11 protein-coding genes are annotated in these 18,938 nt (G+C 44.7%); 7 read left to right on the top strand and 4 right to left on the bottom strand.

What is annotated here, in order from left to right; all coding sequences use genetic code 11:
- Positions 1-221: 221 nt before the first annotated feature.
- A complete protein-coding gene (rpoD, locus tag CXF65_RS03100) occupies positions 222-2,141 on the bottom strand; it encodes an RNA polymerase sigma factor RpoD (RefSeq protein ID WP_025653285.1) in 1,920 nt (639 codons plus the stop codon).
- Between the two features lie 494 nt (positions 2,142-2,635).
- Positions 2,636-4,828, bottom strand: a complete 2,193-nt coding sequence (locus CXF65_RS03095; RefSeq protein WP_025653286.1) for a DNA primase — start codon at positions 4,826-4,828, stop codon at positions 2,636-2,638.
- A 532-nt stretch (positions 4,829-5,360) separates the two neighbouring features.
- Here CXF65_RS03095 and CXF65_RS03090 point away from each other — a divergent pair.
- Entirely contained in the window at positions 5,361-6,992 is a 1,632-nt protein-coding gene (locus tag CXF65_RS03090; RefSeq protein WP_025653287.1) for an alkaline phosphatase, read from the top strand.
- A gap of 352 nt (positions 6,993-7,344) precedes the next feature.
- On the opposite strand, the gene CXF65_RS03085 is transcribed toward CXF65_RS03090, so the two are convergent.
- Positions 7,345-8,580 (bottom strand): outer membrane protein assembly factor BamD, encoded by a 1,236-nt coding sequence (locus CXF65_RS03085; protein WP_227523188.1) that lies wholly within the window; start codon positions 8,578-8,580, stop codon positions 7,345-7,347.
- 815 nt (positions 8,581-9,395) lie between these two features.
- Between CXF65_RS03085 and CXF65_RS03080 the strand changes: the two genes are divergently transcribed.
- From CXF65_RS03080 to CXF65_RS03055, 6 genes are all read left to right on the top strand, one after another.
- Positions 9,396-10,709 (top strand): RluA family pseudouridine synthase, encoded by a 1,314-nt coding sequence (locus CXF65_RS03080; RefSeq protein WP_025653289.1) that lies wholly within the window; start codon positions 9,396-9,398, stop codon positions 10,707-10,709.
- Between the two features lie 62 nt (positions 10,710-10,771).
- Positions 10,772-11,800 (top strand): polyphenol oxidase family protein, encoded by a 1,029-nt coding sequence (locus tag CXF65_RS03075; protein ID WP_101210994.1) that lies wholly within the window; start codon positions 10,772-10,774, stop codon positions 11,798-11,800.
- A gap of 83 nt (positions 11,801-11,883) precedes the next feature.
- A complete protein-coding gene (locus tag CXF65_RS03070) occupies positions 11,884-12,501 on the top strand; it encodes a flavodoxin family protein (protein ID WP_101210993.1) in 618 nt (205 codons plus the stop codon).
- A gap of 901 nt (positions 12,502-13,402) precedes the next feature.
- Positions 13,403-14,857 (top strand): cytochrome c, encoded by a 1,455-nt coding sequence (locus CXF65_RS03065; protein WP_101210992.1) that lies wholly within the window; start codon positions 13,403-13,405, stop codon positions 14,855-14,857.
- A gap of 206 nt (positions 14,858-15,063) precedes the next feature.
- A complete protein-coding gene (locus CXF65_RS03060) occupies positions 15,064-16,665 on the top strand; it encodes a flavin monoamine oxidase family protein (protein WP_025653293.1) in 1,602 nt (533 codons plus the stop codon).
- Between the two features lie 88 nt (positions 16,666-16,753).
- Positions 16,754-17,386, top strand: a complete 633-nt coding sequence (locus tag CXF65_RS03055; RefSeq protein WP_173240384.1) for a c-type cytochrome — start codon at positions 16,754-16,756, stop codon at positions 17,384-17,386.
- A gap of 218 nt (positions 17,387-17,604) precedes the next feature.
- On the opposite strand, the gene CXF65_RS03050 is transcribed toward CXF65_RS03055, so the two are convergent.
- Positions 17,605-18,906, bottom strand: coding sequence for a translocation protein TolB (locus tag CXF65_RS03050; RefSeq protein ID WP_227523187.1), 1,302 nt, complete (start codon positions 18,904-18,906; stop codon positions 17,605-17,607).
- Positions 18,907-18,938 lie beyond the last annotated feature (32 nt).

Genomic DNA, 18,938 nt, shown 5'->3' with positions numbered 1-18,938 from the left:
ATACTGGCTATTTATAATGGCACTTGACCCATTATTCAAGGGCACTGATACGTATTGAAGCAAATTAGTAGCGCTGAAAAAGAGCACTGCTATTGTTAAAATAAGCTAGCAATACCATAAATGACTATCTTGTAGACACAAAAAAGCTGAGTCATGCTCAGCTTTTTTGATTTGATTTTAAGAATGCTTATATCGTGTTCAGCATTTTGTACCTAGATAAATTAGTCATTTTCAAGGAAAGAGCGTAGGTGCTCAGAGCGTGATGGATGACGCAATTTACGTAGGGCTTTTGCTTCAATCTGACGAATACGCTCACGCGTCACATCGAACTGCTTACCAACTTCTTCTAACGTATGATCCGTTGGCATATCGATACCGAAACGCATTTTTAGGACACGTGCTTCACGCTCAGTCAGATTACCCAATACGTCACGAGTGGCTTCACGCAGACCAGCCGCGGTTGCATCATCAACAGGACTTGAAATCGTACCATCTTCGATGAAATCGCCTAGATGTGAGTCTTCGTCATCACCGATAGGCGTCTCCATAGAGATAGGCTCTTTGGCGATTTTTAGCACTTTACGGACTTTGACTTCGTCCATCTCTAAGCGTTCGCCTAATTCCTCAGGTGTCGGCTCGCGTCCCATCTCTTGTAATAGCTGACGTGAAACACGGTTAATTTTATTAATCGTCTCAATCATATGCACAGGGATACGAATGGTACGCGCCTGATCCGCGATAGAGCGGGTAATCGCCTGACGAATCCACCAAGTGGCATAGGTCGAGAACTTATAACCACGGCGGTATTCAAACTTATCGACCGCTTTCATCAGACCGATATTACCTTCTTGGATTAAATCCAAGAACTGTAGACCACGGTTGGTATATTTCTTAGCGATAGAGATAACCAGACGCAAGTTAGCTTCGACCATCTCTTTTTTGGCGCGGCGAGCTTTGGCTTCACCGACTGCCATACGACGGGCGACGTCTTTCATATCGTGGATTTTCATGTCGAGCTGCTGCTCGTAATCACGAATTTTACGCTGTAGCAAAATCACGTCATCGGTGACTTTTTCTAGCGTACCAGCAAAAGCGGGCTTGCCTTTTAGGCGCTCAATGAGCCAATCAACGTTGGTTTCGTTACTAGGGAAGGTCTTGCGGAACTCATCACGCGGCATACGACCACGGCGAATCACCAAACGCATGATTTGACGTTCTTGCTTACGCACATCATCATACACATCATGCATGATAGCCATGACTTGGTCTGACAAGCGATTGTTCAGCTTGAGCATCATAAAGCGTTCTGCCAATTGTGCATAGGCTTCGTCGGCTTGTGCGCTACCACGACCATAGTCGAGCAAGGCCTGTTTTGCTTTAATAAATAGGTTTTCGATCTCTTCTAGACGCAAGCGTACTTCTTCTGGATCGATGCCGCCCGTTTCTTCTTCCTCTTCCTCAGCGTCATCAATATCATCAGCGTCGTCATCATCGAGATCGTCTTTCGCATTGGCTTTTGGCTTGATAACAGGCGGATTTTCTTTTTCTTCTTTGATGCGCTCGCGCTCTTCTTTCGCCGCTTCTTTGGCTTCTTGAGCCGCTATTTTGTCTTCTTCGGTCTCAGGATCCAAAAAGCCGGTGATGACATCAGAGAGTTTTTTGTCGCCATCTTGCACTTTTTGATATTCATCAAGGACGAATTGTACCGTGCCCGGCCAGTATGACATCGCATGCTGGACGTCACGAATACCTTCTTCGATACGCTTGGCAATAGCAATCTCGCCTTCACGGGTTAAGAGGTCAACCGTACCCATCTCACGCATATACATACGCACAGGGTCAGTGGTGCGACCAGGCTCTGTCTCAACAGAGGCAAGCACTGCCGCTGCCTCATCCGCTGCCATGTCATCATCACTTGAATCATCGTTCATCAAGATGTCATCGGCATCTGGGGCAGACTCAAAGATTTTAATGCCAACGTCGGTCAGCATTTGCACGATGTCTTCGATCTGGTCACTTTCGGTAATAGAGTCGGGTAGTTGGTCATTCACCTCGGCATAGGTAAGATACCCTTGCTCTTTACCCATTTGGATTAAGGTGGCCAGTTGAGAGGTGGACTTAGAAACTGACTTATCGTTCATAAATACTCGCTTACTTGCATCGGACATTTTTATAGGGTGACTCGCTAGCGCTCGCTCGGTGCGTTGATCTAATCAATCGATTAATCAAAATAAGGCGTAGGGACAGTCAACAATATCAAAAATGAGTGGATATGAATAAAGGCTCAAAACACTACAATAACGGAGCTAAAAAACTGTTAAAAATATATCAAAAATAATAATTGTTAAAAGTAATACTAAAAATTTGTGCTTAACGATGCACGCTTATAGTCATTTCGTAAGCCATGCTATAAATAGTTAGCGACACAGTTTAACACAGACCAGTGTAGTCAAGCACGAGGTAGTGCATGCTCTCTATCATATTTACTCATTATTTTCGATTCGTATAATGGTTTATTGTTCGTATAATGAATGATAAAGATGGCTTGAGCGATTGGCCATAATCACTAGTAGTGGGGGCAACCACCATAATTTTAAAGGGCTGCCAATTTATAAACCAAAAATAACATCAGATATTAAGACTGCACGGTGACCATCTGCGCCGATTGTTCGGCTTGCTGAGCACGTAGCCAATCGTTCAATAGCTGTGTCTGCTTACGGACAATCGCCAGCTTGATATGATCGGGGTTTTTTATCAGCTCTTGTATCTTTTTCTTCATATTGCGTTCGAGAAGCTGACTGACCAAGTTTTCAATCAGCTCATCAAGGCTCAAAATATTTCTTGTCGTTAGGGTTTTATAAAAGCCGCCCCAGTTACGACTCAGCATCTCTTGGGTAATCGGTTTGACGTTCGACAGGATAAAGTGCGCAGCGGCGTTGGCGTCCTGCGGTAAATAATTGAGGCAGCGCTTGATAGTGCTGACGATATCGAGCAGGGCATCATCTTGCAAGTCTTCCCAAGCAAGTGCACGCAAGATATCAGGCGAGGCTTTTTCCTTGATATGAGCTGGCAGGTTGATGCGGTTGATACCGGCCTGTTGCCAGATCGACTCAATAGGATCTTCAAGCAGTGCACGCGGCTGGAATAAAAAACAAAGCTGCAATTGCTGGCTGATGGTCATATCACCATCGAAATCTAGCAGCGCGTCCCTTGCTTCTTTGTTTTGGCTACGCTTACCACCTAGCTTTTGATAGATATCATTATTTAGTAGGTAACGAAAGCTACTGCCTTTGGGAAGCGCCATGGTTAGTGAACGAACCTGTGACATCAGTTTGGCTTTGCCTTCTACCAAGGTCAAATCATAGCGCTCGCTTAAGTAGGCAAAAATATACTGTGACAGCGGCATGGCATTTTTGATTTGCTCTCGCATAGCGTCACCGCCTTGACTCTTGATAAAGGTGTCAGGGTCATGATTGTTGGGCAGTGTCAAAAACCGTAGCTCTTTATCATCAGCCAGTACAGGCAGAGCAACTTCTAGCGTTCGCCAAGCCGCTTTTTGTCCTGCACTATCACCATCGAAGCTTAATGTCAGGGTAGGATTTAGCGTTAATAATCGCGAGATTTGACTCTCATTAATCGCCGTACCCATAGAGGCAATCGCGCCATAGATACCGGATTGGTAAAGGGCAATTACATCCATATAACCTTCGACCACCAGCCAACTATCCGCACGTTGCTGGCGTGATTCATAATAGCCGTACAGCACATGCTGCTTATGAAAAACGGGCGAGTCAGAGGAGTTGATATATTTTGGCTTCACGTCATCATCGAGCGCGCGACCACCAAAGCCAATGGTGCGACCTTGATTGTCACGAATCGGAAAAATCACCCGATCGCGAAGCAAGTCGTAATCGCGCCCAGATTCTGATTGGCGCACTAAACCAAGCGCTTTTAGACCTTCAATATCTTGCGGGAATTGATGCTCAAGATGCTGCCAACCGAAGGGTGCATAACCGAGACCAAAAGTCTCAAAGATATCTTCAGTAATGCCACGCGATAAGAAATAATGCTTGGCATGCGGATGGATAGTGAGGTTGTGTTGATAGAATTGCTGAATTTGTTCCAGTAAATCGTATAGATTGCCGTCTTTATCTGAGACACTATTGTCACTATGTGAGCCTGCGCCAGCATTGGTATCGGTCAACCATGCAGGTGGAGCGCCATTGTTAGTTGCATCTTGATAGTCGGCAGGATAAGAATCCATTGGATAAGGCGCTGAATCGTAAGCGTCTAGCGGTGGATAGCTGTCGTAGCTGTTTTCATAGTTATGATCGTAGCTACTATCATGATTATTATGGTCATTATAAGTGGGCTGATCTGTATAGTTTTTCTGCTGAGAATCGGTTGCTATGCTTGCTGGTAATTGGTTATCCACTGCTGGCTGAAATTTTGCAGTTTCAGCAGCGGGTGCACGCGAGGCGGGTTTTATAGCAGCTTGTTTTTTAGTACGCTGATAACTAACGTTTTGCTGTTCTTCTTTTGGGACTTCGATGCCCGTTTGTTTTGACAGCTCATTGACCGCTTCGATGAACGTTAGGTTTTCATAATCACGTAAAAAACTGATGGCATTGCCACCGACACTACAACCAAAGCAGTGATAGATATTTTTTTGTGGATTGACATAAAAAGACGGTGATTTTTCACCATGAAACGGGCAACAGCCTTTAAACTCACTACCAGCACGTTTGAGCGTCGTGTGACGCCCAATAATACTGATTAAGTCAGCTTGGCTATTTAATTGTTCGAGAATATGGTTTGGGATACTCATAAGGACAAATATTTTACCACAAGGTCTACATACAATTCATAAATAGGGCTACCAATACCTAAAATAGTTTCAAATAGATGAGAAACCGTTAGTATAATTCGTTTGATTTCTCAATAAAATATCACTGTAGTCTGTTATGACTTTTAAGCCCTTTGTAAATGTATACTGGCATTTCGATTAAGCCAAGTTACTGATAATTTGTCATTAAACTCGGTGAAATATTGTTACGGAATTGTGTTAGTGTATTCGTTTGAATGCTTCCTCACTGCAATGAAGATTCATTTTAATAGGGAAGTTATTAAGAAAACGGTATGAGTTCAATGAGCCATGGAGTGCGCGTACTTCACGAAGGTTTGCGTAAAAAAGCCATGTCTATTAATTCTGCTGGAGGTAGAGAGCAGTCAAATAATCGGCTTCGCTGACGAACGAGAGCTACACCATATCACTCTAGGCAAACATCTGGACGACAGCTGAGGTGGCGATAGTCGCACCCAAATAGCCATGAAAACACCAACCGTAATAGGATTTTATTATGAACGTCCGTAAAGCCACAGTAGCAGCAGGAATGGTCACAACCTACCTGATGCTGACAGCGTGTACAACAATGCAATCTGCGCCGCAAGCAGTACAATCCACGCCGGAAAAAGCCAAAAACGTCATTATGATCATTGGCGACGGTATGGGGCCACAACAAGTTGGTCTACTATTGGCGTACGCCAAGCAAGCGCCAAACTCGGTAATCACCGACGGCACAACAGCCTTTGACCGGATCGCTGCTAACGGCCGTATGGGTATTTCCATGACCCACGCCAACAACAACCTAGTGGTCGATTCTGCCGCTTCCGCTACACAACTGGCAACCGGTAAGCTAGCTGGTGCTGAGATGGTTGGCACGGATAAAGACGGTAACAGCGCAGAAAGTATACTGGAAAAGGCCAAAAAACTAGGCAAATCCACCGGGCTGGTGTCCGATACCCGCATTACCCATGCAACCCCAGCTGGCTTTGCCGCGCACCAGAGCCATCGCAGCTTAGAAAATGAAATTGCTGAAGACCTGCTGAACAATAACGTAGATGTCATGTTGTCCGGTGGTCTGCGTTACTGGATTCCTGAGTCCGTCAATGATGAGCAATCAGCTGTCCGCCAAGAATTGGAAGTGCTGTCCGAAGGTAGCGTCGTTATTAAATCCAAGCGTAAAGACAACCGAAACTTGATCGCTGAAGCACAGCAGAAGAACTATGATTTAGCGTTCAACCGCTCACAGATGGAAAAGGCCGACGGTAAAATACTTGGCTTATTTGCTTATTCATCGTTGCCAAACGGTATTACCGAGCACCAAACTAAGAATGACCCCGCCCGCACCATACCAACGCTAAAAGAAATGTCAGAAAAAGCGATTAATTCGTTGTCCAAAAACGACGAAGGATTTTTCCTGATGATTGAAGCTGGGCAAATAGATTGGGCAGGGCACTACAACGACACTGGCACTATGCTGCACGAAATGCTGCGGTTGAACGAAACACTTAATTATGTATTGGATTGGGCAGAAGGCCGTGACGATACCCTGATTGTGGTAACCGCCGATCACGAAACAGGTGGCTTTGGCTTCAGCTATTCTGCTAATGATCTACCCCACGGACGTGACCTACCAGGCAACGTTTTCAAAGAGCAACAGTTCCAACCGCTCTTCAACTTCGGCGACGTAGCGACCCTCGATACACTCTACGAGCAAAAATCCTCCTACGGCGACATATTTTACAGCCAGTTCGATGCACTAGAAGCAGACCAGCAAACACCTGCCAGCTTAGCTCGCATTGTAAATTCTGAAACTGGCTTTGACATTACAGAAGCTCAAGCTGCGCGTGTACTCGCAACCGAGGACAATCCTCTTTACACCGAAGGCCATCCTTATTTAAGCACCAAAACCGTTCCAAAAATGGACGTTAACGGTGCCTTTTTCGCTTACCAAACTGACGACAATCGTCAAAACCTGCTGGCTCGCGAAGTGGCTGAACAGCAAAACGTAGTCTGGGCCACCGGCACCCATACCAATACACCGGTACTGGTATTTACCCAAGGCCCGGGAGATACTACCGTACCCTTTGGCAAAGTACTGCATCACACAGAAGTAGGTCAACACGCTATGGAAGCACTAGAAGACTAATACATTAATACCTGCCTAAATATTTGACTGGCCCTCGATAATTATCGGGGGCCGGTCTACTTTTAAAAGGCAATGGCGTTAAATAATGAGGGGCTTAATTCTGCTACGTTTATGGTGAGTTGTTAGAGAAGGGTGGTTTGCGAAGGCATAAGCAGTTTTCCCGTAACTGCAAACTCGGGTGTGTTACAGTAGCATTGATACTAATGATGAACAATTATCGATATTAAAAACATAAAATCTATAAAGATATTGTTCAGTATCAGTATGAACAAAAAAAGGCCAACTATCAGTTGGCCTTTTTAAATAACTACAGATTAGCTATATCACTTCAGTGTAAGGCTATGAACGCTAACTATTCAGCTTCTTCTATGACTATATCATTGTCCATTGGTGTTAGACGAATACTATCGCTATTATTCTCATCGGATAGCGTGGTACGGCGCGTTGGGTTGATGTTCTGCGGATCAACATTCGCTTCTCTAGCGGTAGAGCCAGTGCTGGCTTGGTTGGTAACGCGTTCAGAGGACGCCTCAGGCAGACCTAAGCCGACATTGATACCACCAATACGGTTCGTTGGAGAGGTATTTAGTGGTGCATTAGCGTTAGCAGCATTGGCGTTAGTTGCATTGTCATTTGGCAATCGCAACTGATTGGCGTTACGAACGACTTGGGTTTTGGTTGCGCCAGTGTAGTTACCTTGAGAGACTGAGCTGTCTTTGATACCCGAACGGCCAAGCTTACCAAAGGTCAGCTTGTTAAACCAAGTGCGGTCACGCTTGGTATTGAGCTTGACGCGTCCATCACTGGTTAGCCAATTTGGATAGTTGATTTGTAATAGGGTTTTGTACTCTTTGGCCAAGTCGGCTAGCCCTAGCTTTTCATGGCTGTAGGCGAGAATGGCGATGGCTTCGGGTACAGACTCGCTCAGTGGATAGTATTGAAAGACCCATTTGGCACGGTTGATAGCCGCGACATAAGCTTCACGCTCAATATACCAACTGGCCGCACTCAGCTCACTTTCAGCAAACTGATTGTAAATAAAGGTCATACGCTGTGCAGCATCTGGCGTATAAGGGCTATTGGGGTACTTATTAATAAGCTCTTGAAAGTTGGCAAAGGCGATACGCAGATAGGCAGTATCACGCTCAGCTTGATTCAGCTTAAACAATTTAAGGCCTTCAGATGAGCCCTGCATATTGGCCACACCGCGCACGTAATAGGCGTAGCTGACTTGCGGATTAGAAGGGTAGAGACCAATAAACTGATCAGCGCTGGCTGCTGCCAACTCAAACTTACCGCTTTCATATTGGGCATACATCATATCGAGCAGCGCTTGTTCAGCATACTGTCCGGTAGGATAAAAAGTACGCAGATTGGTCAAGTCTTCAATCGCTTGGGTATAACGAGCTTTGTCAATCTGAGCGATGGCATCGTTATAGTAGCCTTGCTCTGACTTCTCGGCGGTTTCGACTGCATCGACGTTTTTATTGGTCAGGTTCTTAAAAGTCTGACAGCCCACCAAGTTGACACTTAGCGCAAGCAGGGTGATTGAGGACAGTTTGATAAACGTATTGCCAACAGCGTGCATACTTCTTCTCCGACACAAGACGCATAATAGCAGCGGCGCTATCATGCTATATATAAGGTTAATAATAAAAACGATGCGTAACGCACCAGTTAACGGTTTATTATTGAGTATGCTAATAGGTAAGCCGACTCGTAATCAACATAATTTTTATCAAATACAGTTTTTGCAATGGCTTATTTAATAGTACCAGTTTAAAAGTACATTTTTAAAAATACCGTGCCATAGCATACAGCAAAATAGAGCTTACTTTATAGAATAACCGCGGCTTCGTCTATTTTTTCGTTATCTATTTTGCCGTTCATCTATCTAGAGCGCTTTGAATGGCAGAAGGTCTTCCGTATTTATCTTAGTGTATTCAAGGCCCTACCAGCGGATATATCCTGAACATCTCTGTCTATTACGTTTCAGCTTTGCAGTTTAGCATGAGCCGTCGCAACGAGCGATATCGAATGGCGCTGACATCGACAAATATACAGTAAATTACAGCAACGTCATATTTTAGAGAGTTAATTGTCGATGATTTAGCGATCAAATGATAGGGATAAAATGACAGATAACGCGCAGCTTCTATAGGGCTTGAGCACTTGGCATGCTACACTATGGCACTACTGTCGCTGATTTCTTGACCAAGATAGGTTTTGATGGTCAATGCGAGGCGTTGTTTTTGTTATAGCGCACTATATTTGCCTATAAATTTTTCTTATAAAGTGGTTTATTATAAGTGCTTTATTACTATAAGAAGTGCATTGCTATAAGTACTTTATAAAATTATGTCAGGCATTTTTATGTCTAAATTTGTTATGAATAATAATACTATGACCACCCATTTACCACCGAATCAATCGCTAGATACTGATTTATCAGCGCAAGAGCCTTCCATGTCAAATAAAGTTTTAAAAAATAACGAATCATCAGATGCTAAGCCGCTAGAAACTGATGACCGCATAAACGCAGAGACGGTATCCGATGGTTTCATCGCAGACGATACCCTGTCACAAGCGTCAGAAGGTACTGTTTCAGAAGGCAGTGTCTCAAAAGATAGTGATAGACTCGATGACGAGATGATTGAGGACTATGAAACGGATGAGGCTGACGAAGGTATTGATGACAGTGACGACGATGATGATGCTGATTATGAAGCGTCGACTGCAGGGCAAGCGGTACCCGTCGTTATCGATGTAACCTATGCCGTCACCGAAGAACAAGCAGGTCTCCGTATCGATAAATTGGCATCACTGGTGTTTACCGACTTTTCGCGTGCGCAGTTGCAAGGCTGGATCAGCGACGGCAGCTTACTCTATAACGATAGCGTGCAAAAGCCCAAGATTCGGGTCAAAGCGGGCGATGTGATACATCTGTCAACGACGCTGCAGCCGCATGGGGAAGATCAACCAGAAGATATCGATATCGATGTGGTCTATGAAGACGATGATGTCTTGGTGATTAATAAGCCCGTCGGTATGGTGGTTCATCCTGGTGCTGGCAATCAGACAGGTACTTTGGTCAATGCGTTGCTGTATCACTATCCGCAGCAGCACCATCTTCCGCGTGCCGGTCTGGTGCATCGTATTGACAAAGACACTTCTGGATTGTTGCTTATTGGCAAGACCAAACCTGCGCAATTGGCATTGATGGAGCAACTGAAAGACAAGTCTGTCTATCGTCATTACCAGTGTGTCGTCGCTGGCGATGCGGCAAGTCTGCTGCGTCATCGTCGTATTGATGCGCCCATTGGTCGCCATCGCAATCAGCGTACCAAAATGACGGTCATGACTGCTGGTCGCGAAGCGGTCACGCATTTGTTAAATGTGACGGCTCTTAATGACAATTACTGTCTGCTAGATGTGGGTCTTGAGACGGGTCGCACCCACCAGATTCGCGTGCATTTGAGTCATATTACCTATCCGATCGTCGGCGATCGCGTCTATGGTGGTCGTCGTCAACTGCGGGCAGGTCTCACAGAGGCGCAGCGTCAAGCGATTACTAACTTCCCAAGACAGGCATTGCATGCTTATACTTTGGGTTTTGTTCATCCAACGACGGGCGAAGATATCGAAGTCACTACGCCAATCCCTGAAGACATGCAGCAGTTGATGGCTGTGTTAGGTGATGGTTACGATCCTGAATAAATGCTTTTGACTAATTGGCCTTAAGTACGTATTTCTGTGACGAGAGAGATGGTAGAGACGCCATGAAAAGTAAGCTTCCTATGACATTGCTAGCACAACTAGACGATGTGGCGGTTTTTCAGACCGCCGCACTTGCCAATGGTAATAAATGTGCAGCTGATACAAACAGTCAGCAAATGCATGAGCTAGGGCAGGCGAGCTATGGCGCGCTTAATTTGGGCTTGCATGTAAACGATGATGCGGCAAAGGTTTTAGACAATCGCATGCGTCTCTTGACGGCGATTAATGAGAAATTGAACAGCTTGCCATCAACGAGTGCGCAAAATGCTCCTATCAAAAGATTGCATTGGGTCAATCAAGTACATGGCAATGATATTCATCATATCGACGCCACTGCCTTAAGTATGCAACCGCTAGCGGCTGATGCTATGCTGAGTCAGCAGCAGGGTGTTGGTTTAGCGATAATGACTGCCGACTGCGTGCCTATTGTTTTATATCAACCTGCAAGTGGTAAAATTGCCGCCATTCACGCAGGTTGGCAAGGGCTGGCTTGTGGCGTCATCCAAGCAACTGCTGAGCGCTTTACCGACTCAGGGCAAATTATGGCATGGATTGGCGTCTGTATTAGCCAGCAGAATTATGAAGTGGGTAGTCAAGTCCGCGATAAGCTACTGGCAGGTTGCGTAGACAGTCAGTTATTAACGTCAGCAAATATCGAGCGCTTCGATGCGCGCTACGTGATGAATTCTGCAAACCAAACCGGTGATGATAGCCATATTGATACTAGTAAAAATTCGGATGTTAATCCTCAGCGCTTACATAAGACCGTTGATAAACTCGCAAATTATGCCAAAGTAAATGCGGATAAAATTAAGCTAAACTTACCAAGACTTGCCGCTGACCAATTAACTGCTGCTGGTATGACGTTATGTAATGAGTCTGCTATAGGCTGTAGTTACGGCGATGACCGTTATTACTCTTATCGGCGTCAGACGCATTTGCAGCAACCAGCGACGGGACGGATGGCGCTAGTGATTGTGCGCCGTGCTTCCACCCAGTCAGATACTGAGTCAGATACTGAGTTAGTATGAATTTGCTAGTCGCTGATCAATACTAAGTACGCTTGAGCCATTTTATTTCTATTTAATTATTTATAGCCATTATTAGAGTTTGTATGAATACATCTGCCACAGCATCTTCAACCTCCATAGCGACTGATGACGCAACGAGCGTATCGATTGCCGTCATTTATCATAGCAATTATGGTCATACCAAGCGTGTGGCCGAAGCGATCGTTATGGGTGCGCGCCAACAATTACCAGAAGCGCAGGCAAGAGCCGTCGATGTTCATGATGTCGACTGGGATTTTTTGGATCAGGCAGATCTGCTGGTTTTTGGTAGTGCCGTCTATATGGGTAGCGTGACTGCTGGATTTAAAACCTTTATGGATGAGACCTCACAGCGTTGGTACCATCGCAAATGGGAAGGTAAGTGGGCCGCAGGTTTTGCCAATTCGGGCGGTCTTAGCGGTGATAAATTGGCCGTCTTACAACAGATCTGTTTGTATACCATGCAGCACGGCATGAATTGGATCGGTTTACCCTTGATGCCGACAGGTCATGAATCGCATGATTTAAATCGTCTGTCGAGCTTTTTGGGGCTCATGACGCAATCCCTTGACGGCCCTCCTGAGGAAACCCCTGGTAAAGGTGATATCGATACGGCTATCTGGTTTGGTGATCATTTAGCCAAGACCATTATCAAGCATCGACCAGTCATTGCAGTTGGCTAAAGTCAGATTGCTTTTATTAGCATAAATAGGGATTAATTGTCGTAACTGAGACTTGCAATATAATCAGAAATTAACGGCACTATTTCCACTTTGGACTGCAAATTTATCTCTTTTTTATCACCATTATTAAAATCATGACACGGCCTAATAAATAAAAAAGCAGACATCAATTTGATAGCTGCTTTTTTTATTGCCATTAGTAAAATTATTTACTAAGGTTTTTGGCGGGTAATGGTTTGACAGGAATGGGGTTTTCGACAAATTGAAAAGATTGGCATGCGTTTAATAGTAGCGCTGCCGAGAGTATGTAGGTCATGACAAAGGATTTCATAATGGTATCTCAGGACACAATTGCCAGCATTAAAAACAGCGTTCATCATAAACAAATTACCGCATTATGCAACGGCTAACCTCATATATACCTCAGTATAATGTGAAGCGTAGACATAGTATGGTTTCTGCACTATGTATCTATTATGTACGCTCGAAATTAAAAATAACAGTCAAAAAATAGAATTATTGAGTTTTATTACTAAAATTTCGTCATTATAAAAAACAGATAAAGCAGTTGATATTTATTAGTAATTGTTTTTAAAAGGAATTTTTTATCGTTGTTAACAATAATATGAATATATGGTTTGAATAATAAAACCCAACCTCTAATGATAAAATCTTTTATTTTTGTAAAAAAATAGGGTGGTTAAGTTACTATTTAAGCAATAACAGCAAAATAGTTTTACATTAGTGGTGAAGGCAGACATTCTACGGTAACTAATCTTCATAGATGCCTCATAGGCAAAGACTTAGATATTGCCAAACAATGAATGGATACTGCTAAATAATAGATATTATGTGCTAAAAATAATTAAAACACCCTAGATGCCAGCTATATGAGGATATTATGAAGCCACTCTCTGTGATGTTATCAATGCTAGCCATTGGTATCACCTCCAGCGCCGTCATGGCTGAAGGTGTCAACCTTCCTAATGCGAGCTTGCCCAACGCAAGCCTACCTAATGTCAGCCCCGCCAATAGTGAGCTTGTCAATCGCGGTGCTTATATTGCTCGCGCTGCTGACTGTATGGCCTGTCACGGCGAGGACTATACCGGCGGGACGGCAATCGAGACCCCCATGGGAGAGATCTATTCCACCAATATCACCCCATCCAAACGTTACGGTATCGGCGACTATACCGAAGCGGACTTAAAGAATGCGCTGCAAAAAGGTCGTGCGCCTGACCATATGCTTTATCCTGCCATGCCATATCCTTCTTACAGCGGCATGAAAGAGGAAGACATCAGTGCGCTGTTTGCTTATTTACAGACGGTACCAGCGGTTGACGAAGCCCCCGAAGAAAAAACGGATCTGCCATTTCCTTTTAATATTCGCAGCTTAATGTTGGGTTGGAACTTTCTCAACGTACCGTCTACTGAAAAGCGCGACGGACTGAACGAGACCCAAAAACGCGGTGAATATCTGGTCAATAATCTAGAGCACTGTGGCACTTGCCATACCCCACGTAATAGTACGATGGGTTTTGATAAGAGTATGTACCTATCTGGTGCTCAGCTCGGCAACTGGCATGCGCCAAATATTACCCCAGATGAGTCAAGCGGTATCGGTAGCTGGAGTGAGCAAGATATCGTCACTTATCTGCGTACAGGCGAGCTTGATCAACGTGCATACGCTGGTGGCCCCATGGGTGAAGCAGTCGCCCACAGTACCCGCTACTTAAAAAATGAAGACTTAAGCGCCATTGCGTCTTATCTAAAAGCCGTACCTGCTGTCCAAACCGAAGACAAAGTGTCTGCGGTGGATGTGTCGCGTCTGCCAACGCCAATCAACGAATCTATCACGCATGACTTGCTGGCGCAAAAAGAGTATTTGAAACAGGCAAAAGCGGCAGTAGGTAATGGCAGTAACGCTCCAGAGTCATTATATCTGGCCGCTTGTGGTAGCTGTCATGGTGTTAACGGTTATGGTCAGCCTGATGCTCGCTATGCGCCTATCGTTGGCCTGAGCAGTATCCGCCGTGACCAGCCCGATGCGCTGGTTAATATGATTCTTCATGGGGTAGAAGGGGCAACCAATACGTCGCCTATCATGCCAGGGTTTTCAGACGAGTTAAATAGTGAGCAAATCGCTGGTATTGCCAACTACGTACGGGTGAATTTTGGTGGTCTTGCTAGCAGTGATGTGAGTGCTGATGATGTTGATCGCATCGCAAATACTGGCGTTGATAAGCCTTTCTTGATTAAGTACGCAGGCTTATTGGCGATAATAGGTATTATCGTTGCGATTGCTATCATTGTATTTATCATCCGCGCCATCTTACGCTCTAGACGCCGCGCTTAGTTTGACTATGTTTAGATAAATGGTCGAACAAAGAATTTATAAAGGCGTATTAGACGCTGATTACAGTACGAGAATTAAGGTCAAAACGGTAGTGCATTAAGGCTTGGCAAGACAAACGTTCGATATAAACTGAGCCGATAATAAAAGCAAAATGCCAAAGAACAATGCCTGCCTTTATACACGACGTCTACTTTAAGGACATTATTATGAAAGATATGCTTCAATCACCAACGCGGCGCCAACTGCTCTCGATGATCGGTAAAACCGCAGGTGCAACCGCGATGTATCAAGCGATGACGACCCTTGGGTTTGCTTCTGAATCGAGCTTTAAAGAAACCATGGATCTTAAGGGTGCACCTGCAGGCGCTAGTATTGTCATTCTTGGTGCCGGTCTTGGTGGGTTAACTGCGGCGTATGAGCTACGAAAAGCGGGCTACGATGTCAAAGTACTTGAGTTCCAAAACCGTGGTGGTGGTCGTAGCTGGACACTCAACAGCGGGGACAAATATACTGAGCTGGGTGGCGAAGAAGTGACCTGTGATTTTGAAGAGGGTAATTATTTTAATGGTGGACCGTGGCGTCTGCCCAGTCATCACTATGCTGTCTTTCATTATTGCAAACAGTTCGGCGTCGAGATGCAGCCCTTTATTCAAACCAATGATCGTGCCTATCTGCACCGTACCACTCATTTTGATGGTGTCCCACAGCGTTTGGGTGATGTAAAAAATGATATTCAAGGCCATGTGGCTGAGCTGTTGTCAAAGTCAGTTAACGTTGGTGGTCTTGATCGCTCGGTTAATACTGAGGATAAAGAAAAGCTGCTTGAAGGTTTAAAAGGCTGGGGTGTGCTCGATAAAGATTATCGTTATCGCGCCAGTAATGAGACCAGTAAGCATCGCGGTTTCAGTGTCTTTCCCGGTGGTGGCTTGATGCCTGATGCAAAACCGTCAAAGCCTTTGCCTATCAGTGAAATCTTAGATTCAGGCATGTGGGCGGATATTTATGGCAATCATATGACCTATGGTCACCAACCAACCATGTTTCAGCCAGTAGGCGGCATGGGCAAAATCGGTGATGCCTTTACCCGCGAATGTCGCGATATGATTGAGTTTAACGCAAAAGTAACCAAAATTCATCAAGATGAAAGCGGTGTGACTGTCGATTATGTCGATAGCAACAGCCCAGACGGGGCAACCAAAACCATACGTGCCGATTGGTGCGTGTGTAATATCCCGTTAACGGTGCTGACGCAAATGGATATTAACGTCTCAAAACCGATGAAAGAAGCCATGGCGGCAGTACCTTATGAGACTTCTTATAAAGTTGGCTTAGAGTTTAATCGCCGCTTTTGGGAAGAAGACGAGTGGATATTTGGTGGATTGACTTATACCGATATGCCCATTGCACAGATTGCCTATCCTTCACAGAATATGTTTAAAGATGGTACTGGAGTGCTACTAGGAGCCTATGGTTACGGCCCGACATCTTATAAGTTTAATACTTTGACGCCGCAAGAACGTATCAATGTCGCGCTCGCTTACGGTAAGTATATTCATCCCCAGTATACAAAAGAGTTCCGCGCCGGTACGTCAGTAGTATGGCATCGTATCCCGTGGACGCTCGGTTGTTATGGAATTTGGAATGAATCAACTCGTCGTCAGCATTACGACACTTTGTGCAGCATTGATAACCGTATTGTACTGGCGGGCGAGCATTGTTCACATATTCCAGCGTGGCAAGAGGGCGCTATTTTATCTGGTATGGATGCCGCAAAGCGCCTACATCAAAAAGCAAAAATGCTCGGTTAAATATTTGGTTAATATGGATAACTATAAAAATTCAGAGGCTATCATGGACAATGCAATCGTGAAGAAGGCAATCTTGAAGAAAAAAGTCATGAAAAACATGACACCCAAACTGCTGACTGTGATGTTGCTGAGTGTGATGAGCAGTGCAGCACTGTTAGGTTGTAGTCAACAGTCAGATGATGTAGAGACAGTGGCTAGCGAACAAGAGAAAGAAGGTATCACAACGGATGACTATCAGGCGAGCCGTAATACGGGCGCTTGGGGCGGCGTCTATATGAGTCGTGAAGAGCTTACAGCACCTCCTATCAATATCGTCGATAACAGCTCACTGCCCACTATGGACAATGATCCAAGTATTGCTAAGTGGGACGCAAAGTTTGAAGGAACCAATGGCTTTGTGACAACAGATGGTGCCAAGCTGTATCATGACTCTTGTGCGGCGTGTCATATGCATAAAGGCGAGGGCGCTTACGGTGCAGGTTATTATCCGCCACTGGCTAATAACAGTAAAATGCAATCGAAGTACTACATCATTGATATCTTGATTAATGGCTTCCGCGGTATGCCCTCATTCCATGGAATGATGAATAATGAGCAGATAGCTGCAGTGACTCAATATGTGGTCAGCGATTTGAATGGCTTTACCGATACCGTCACTGCCGAGGATGTGGCAGAGCTGCGGCATGCCAATCCACCAGCTGGGGACCCAAGTGATGATTAACACAGTTTAATCTTTTAGCCAGTAATTTTCAGTGAAGCTGTTAGGATATGTTGAATATTCACCAGAAGGCAGCAGTGCCACGGTCGAATGTTTAGCAGACCTTAATATAGGAATTACTCAGCTATTTTTAGCAAACATAAAAAAGCGCCTAATTATGTATTAGGCGCTTTTTTTTATCTACGCTTTTATTAACTCGTAAAGCTTGGGAGCTGTATAAGTTATTTAGGGCTAGATGACCAGACTGGTGAGCGAATAGTGCCTTGTCCAGATTTACCAAATGACTCACCACCATTTAGAGACTTGATGGTCAAGATACCTTTGCCACCTTGAGTAGAAGCATAAACCACGCGTTTACCATTGGGTGAAAAGCTTGGCGCTTCATCGATACCTGTATTGCCCAAATTGGTGGTTACCGCGCCACTGCTATTCATAATAGCGGCTGAGCGACCACTTAAAAAGGCAATTTGTGAGCCATCACTACTAAACTGCGGGCTGGTGGCATAACCGCTACTGGATACTTTGGTTGTACGTCCCGAACCAAACTCGTAACGATAAATCTGTGGTTTATTAAATCCTGCTCGGTCGCTGACGAACACAAAAGATTTGCCATCTGGGGCGTAGCTTGGTTGCACTTCACTGCTTGGCCAATTGGTAATTCGTCTAAGTTTACCACCGCTGGCATTCATCTCGTAAATATCAGCGCTGCCTTCAAAGCTGCTTGAAAACAGTATTTTGCTACCATCAGGTGAAAACGAGGGACTTAAATTGCTACCTTTAAAAGGCGTTAATGCACTTGCTCCGCCGCCACTCACGTTTTGTACATAGATAACAGGATATGACTTATCACGCTGTACAGAGTAGGCGATACGGTTACCATCTGGTGACCACGATGGGGAGAATATCGAACCGGCAACCTCGGTAATGGTCTTGGCGTTTTCGCCATCAGCATCCATCACTTTTAAGCGCGATACTTTGTCTTTACCAGTACCCACTTCTTCGATGTAGGCAATACGCCCGGAGAAATCACCTGGCGTACCAGTAATCAGCTCATAAACTTTGTCAGCGATGACGTGACCGGCGTAGCGCAGGCTTTCTTTATTATTGTCAGCTGTTAAGGTTTGCTTGCCTTCAATCACTCGGCCAGATTTGACATCAACGACTTCATAATCGGTGACGATTTTACCACGGTTACTACGAGTATTGCCGACAACTAGGTAAGGAATACCCATGCTCTGCCAGACGGGTAGCGTGCCAGAAAGTTCACTACTACTGTGCGGCTGCTGCGGTAAATCTTTATTGGTCACCTTTAATTCTGTTTTACTCAAATCATTGAGAATAATCGGTGATAATACAGAATCGCCCGCAAATGGCACGAAAACCACTTGGTTTTGTTGGACTGGAATTTCGAAACTATCCTGTAGTACGACTATTTCTTTGGCAGACAAACTAGTAGAAGCAAGTAAACATGATGCGCTAATACACAGAGTTGTAAGCTTTTTTTTATAAATATACTTGTACAATTTATTCTCCTAAAATCAATAAAGAATCTTGA

This window comes from Psychrobacter sp. Sarcosine-3u-12 (assembly GCF_002836005.1).
GTDB lineage: Bacteria > Pseudomonadota > Gammaproteobacteria > Pseudomonadales > Moraxellaceae > Psychrobacter > Psychrobacter okhotskensis.
Note: the sequence above shows the minus strand (reverse complement) of the source record. Positions and strands in the feature narration are given on the sequence as shown.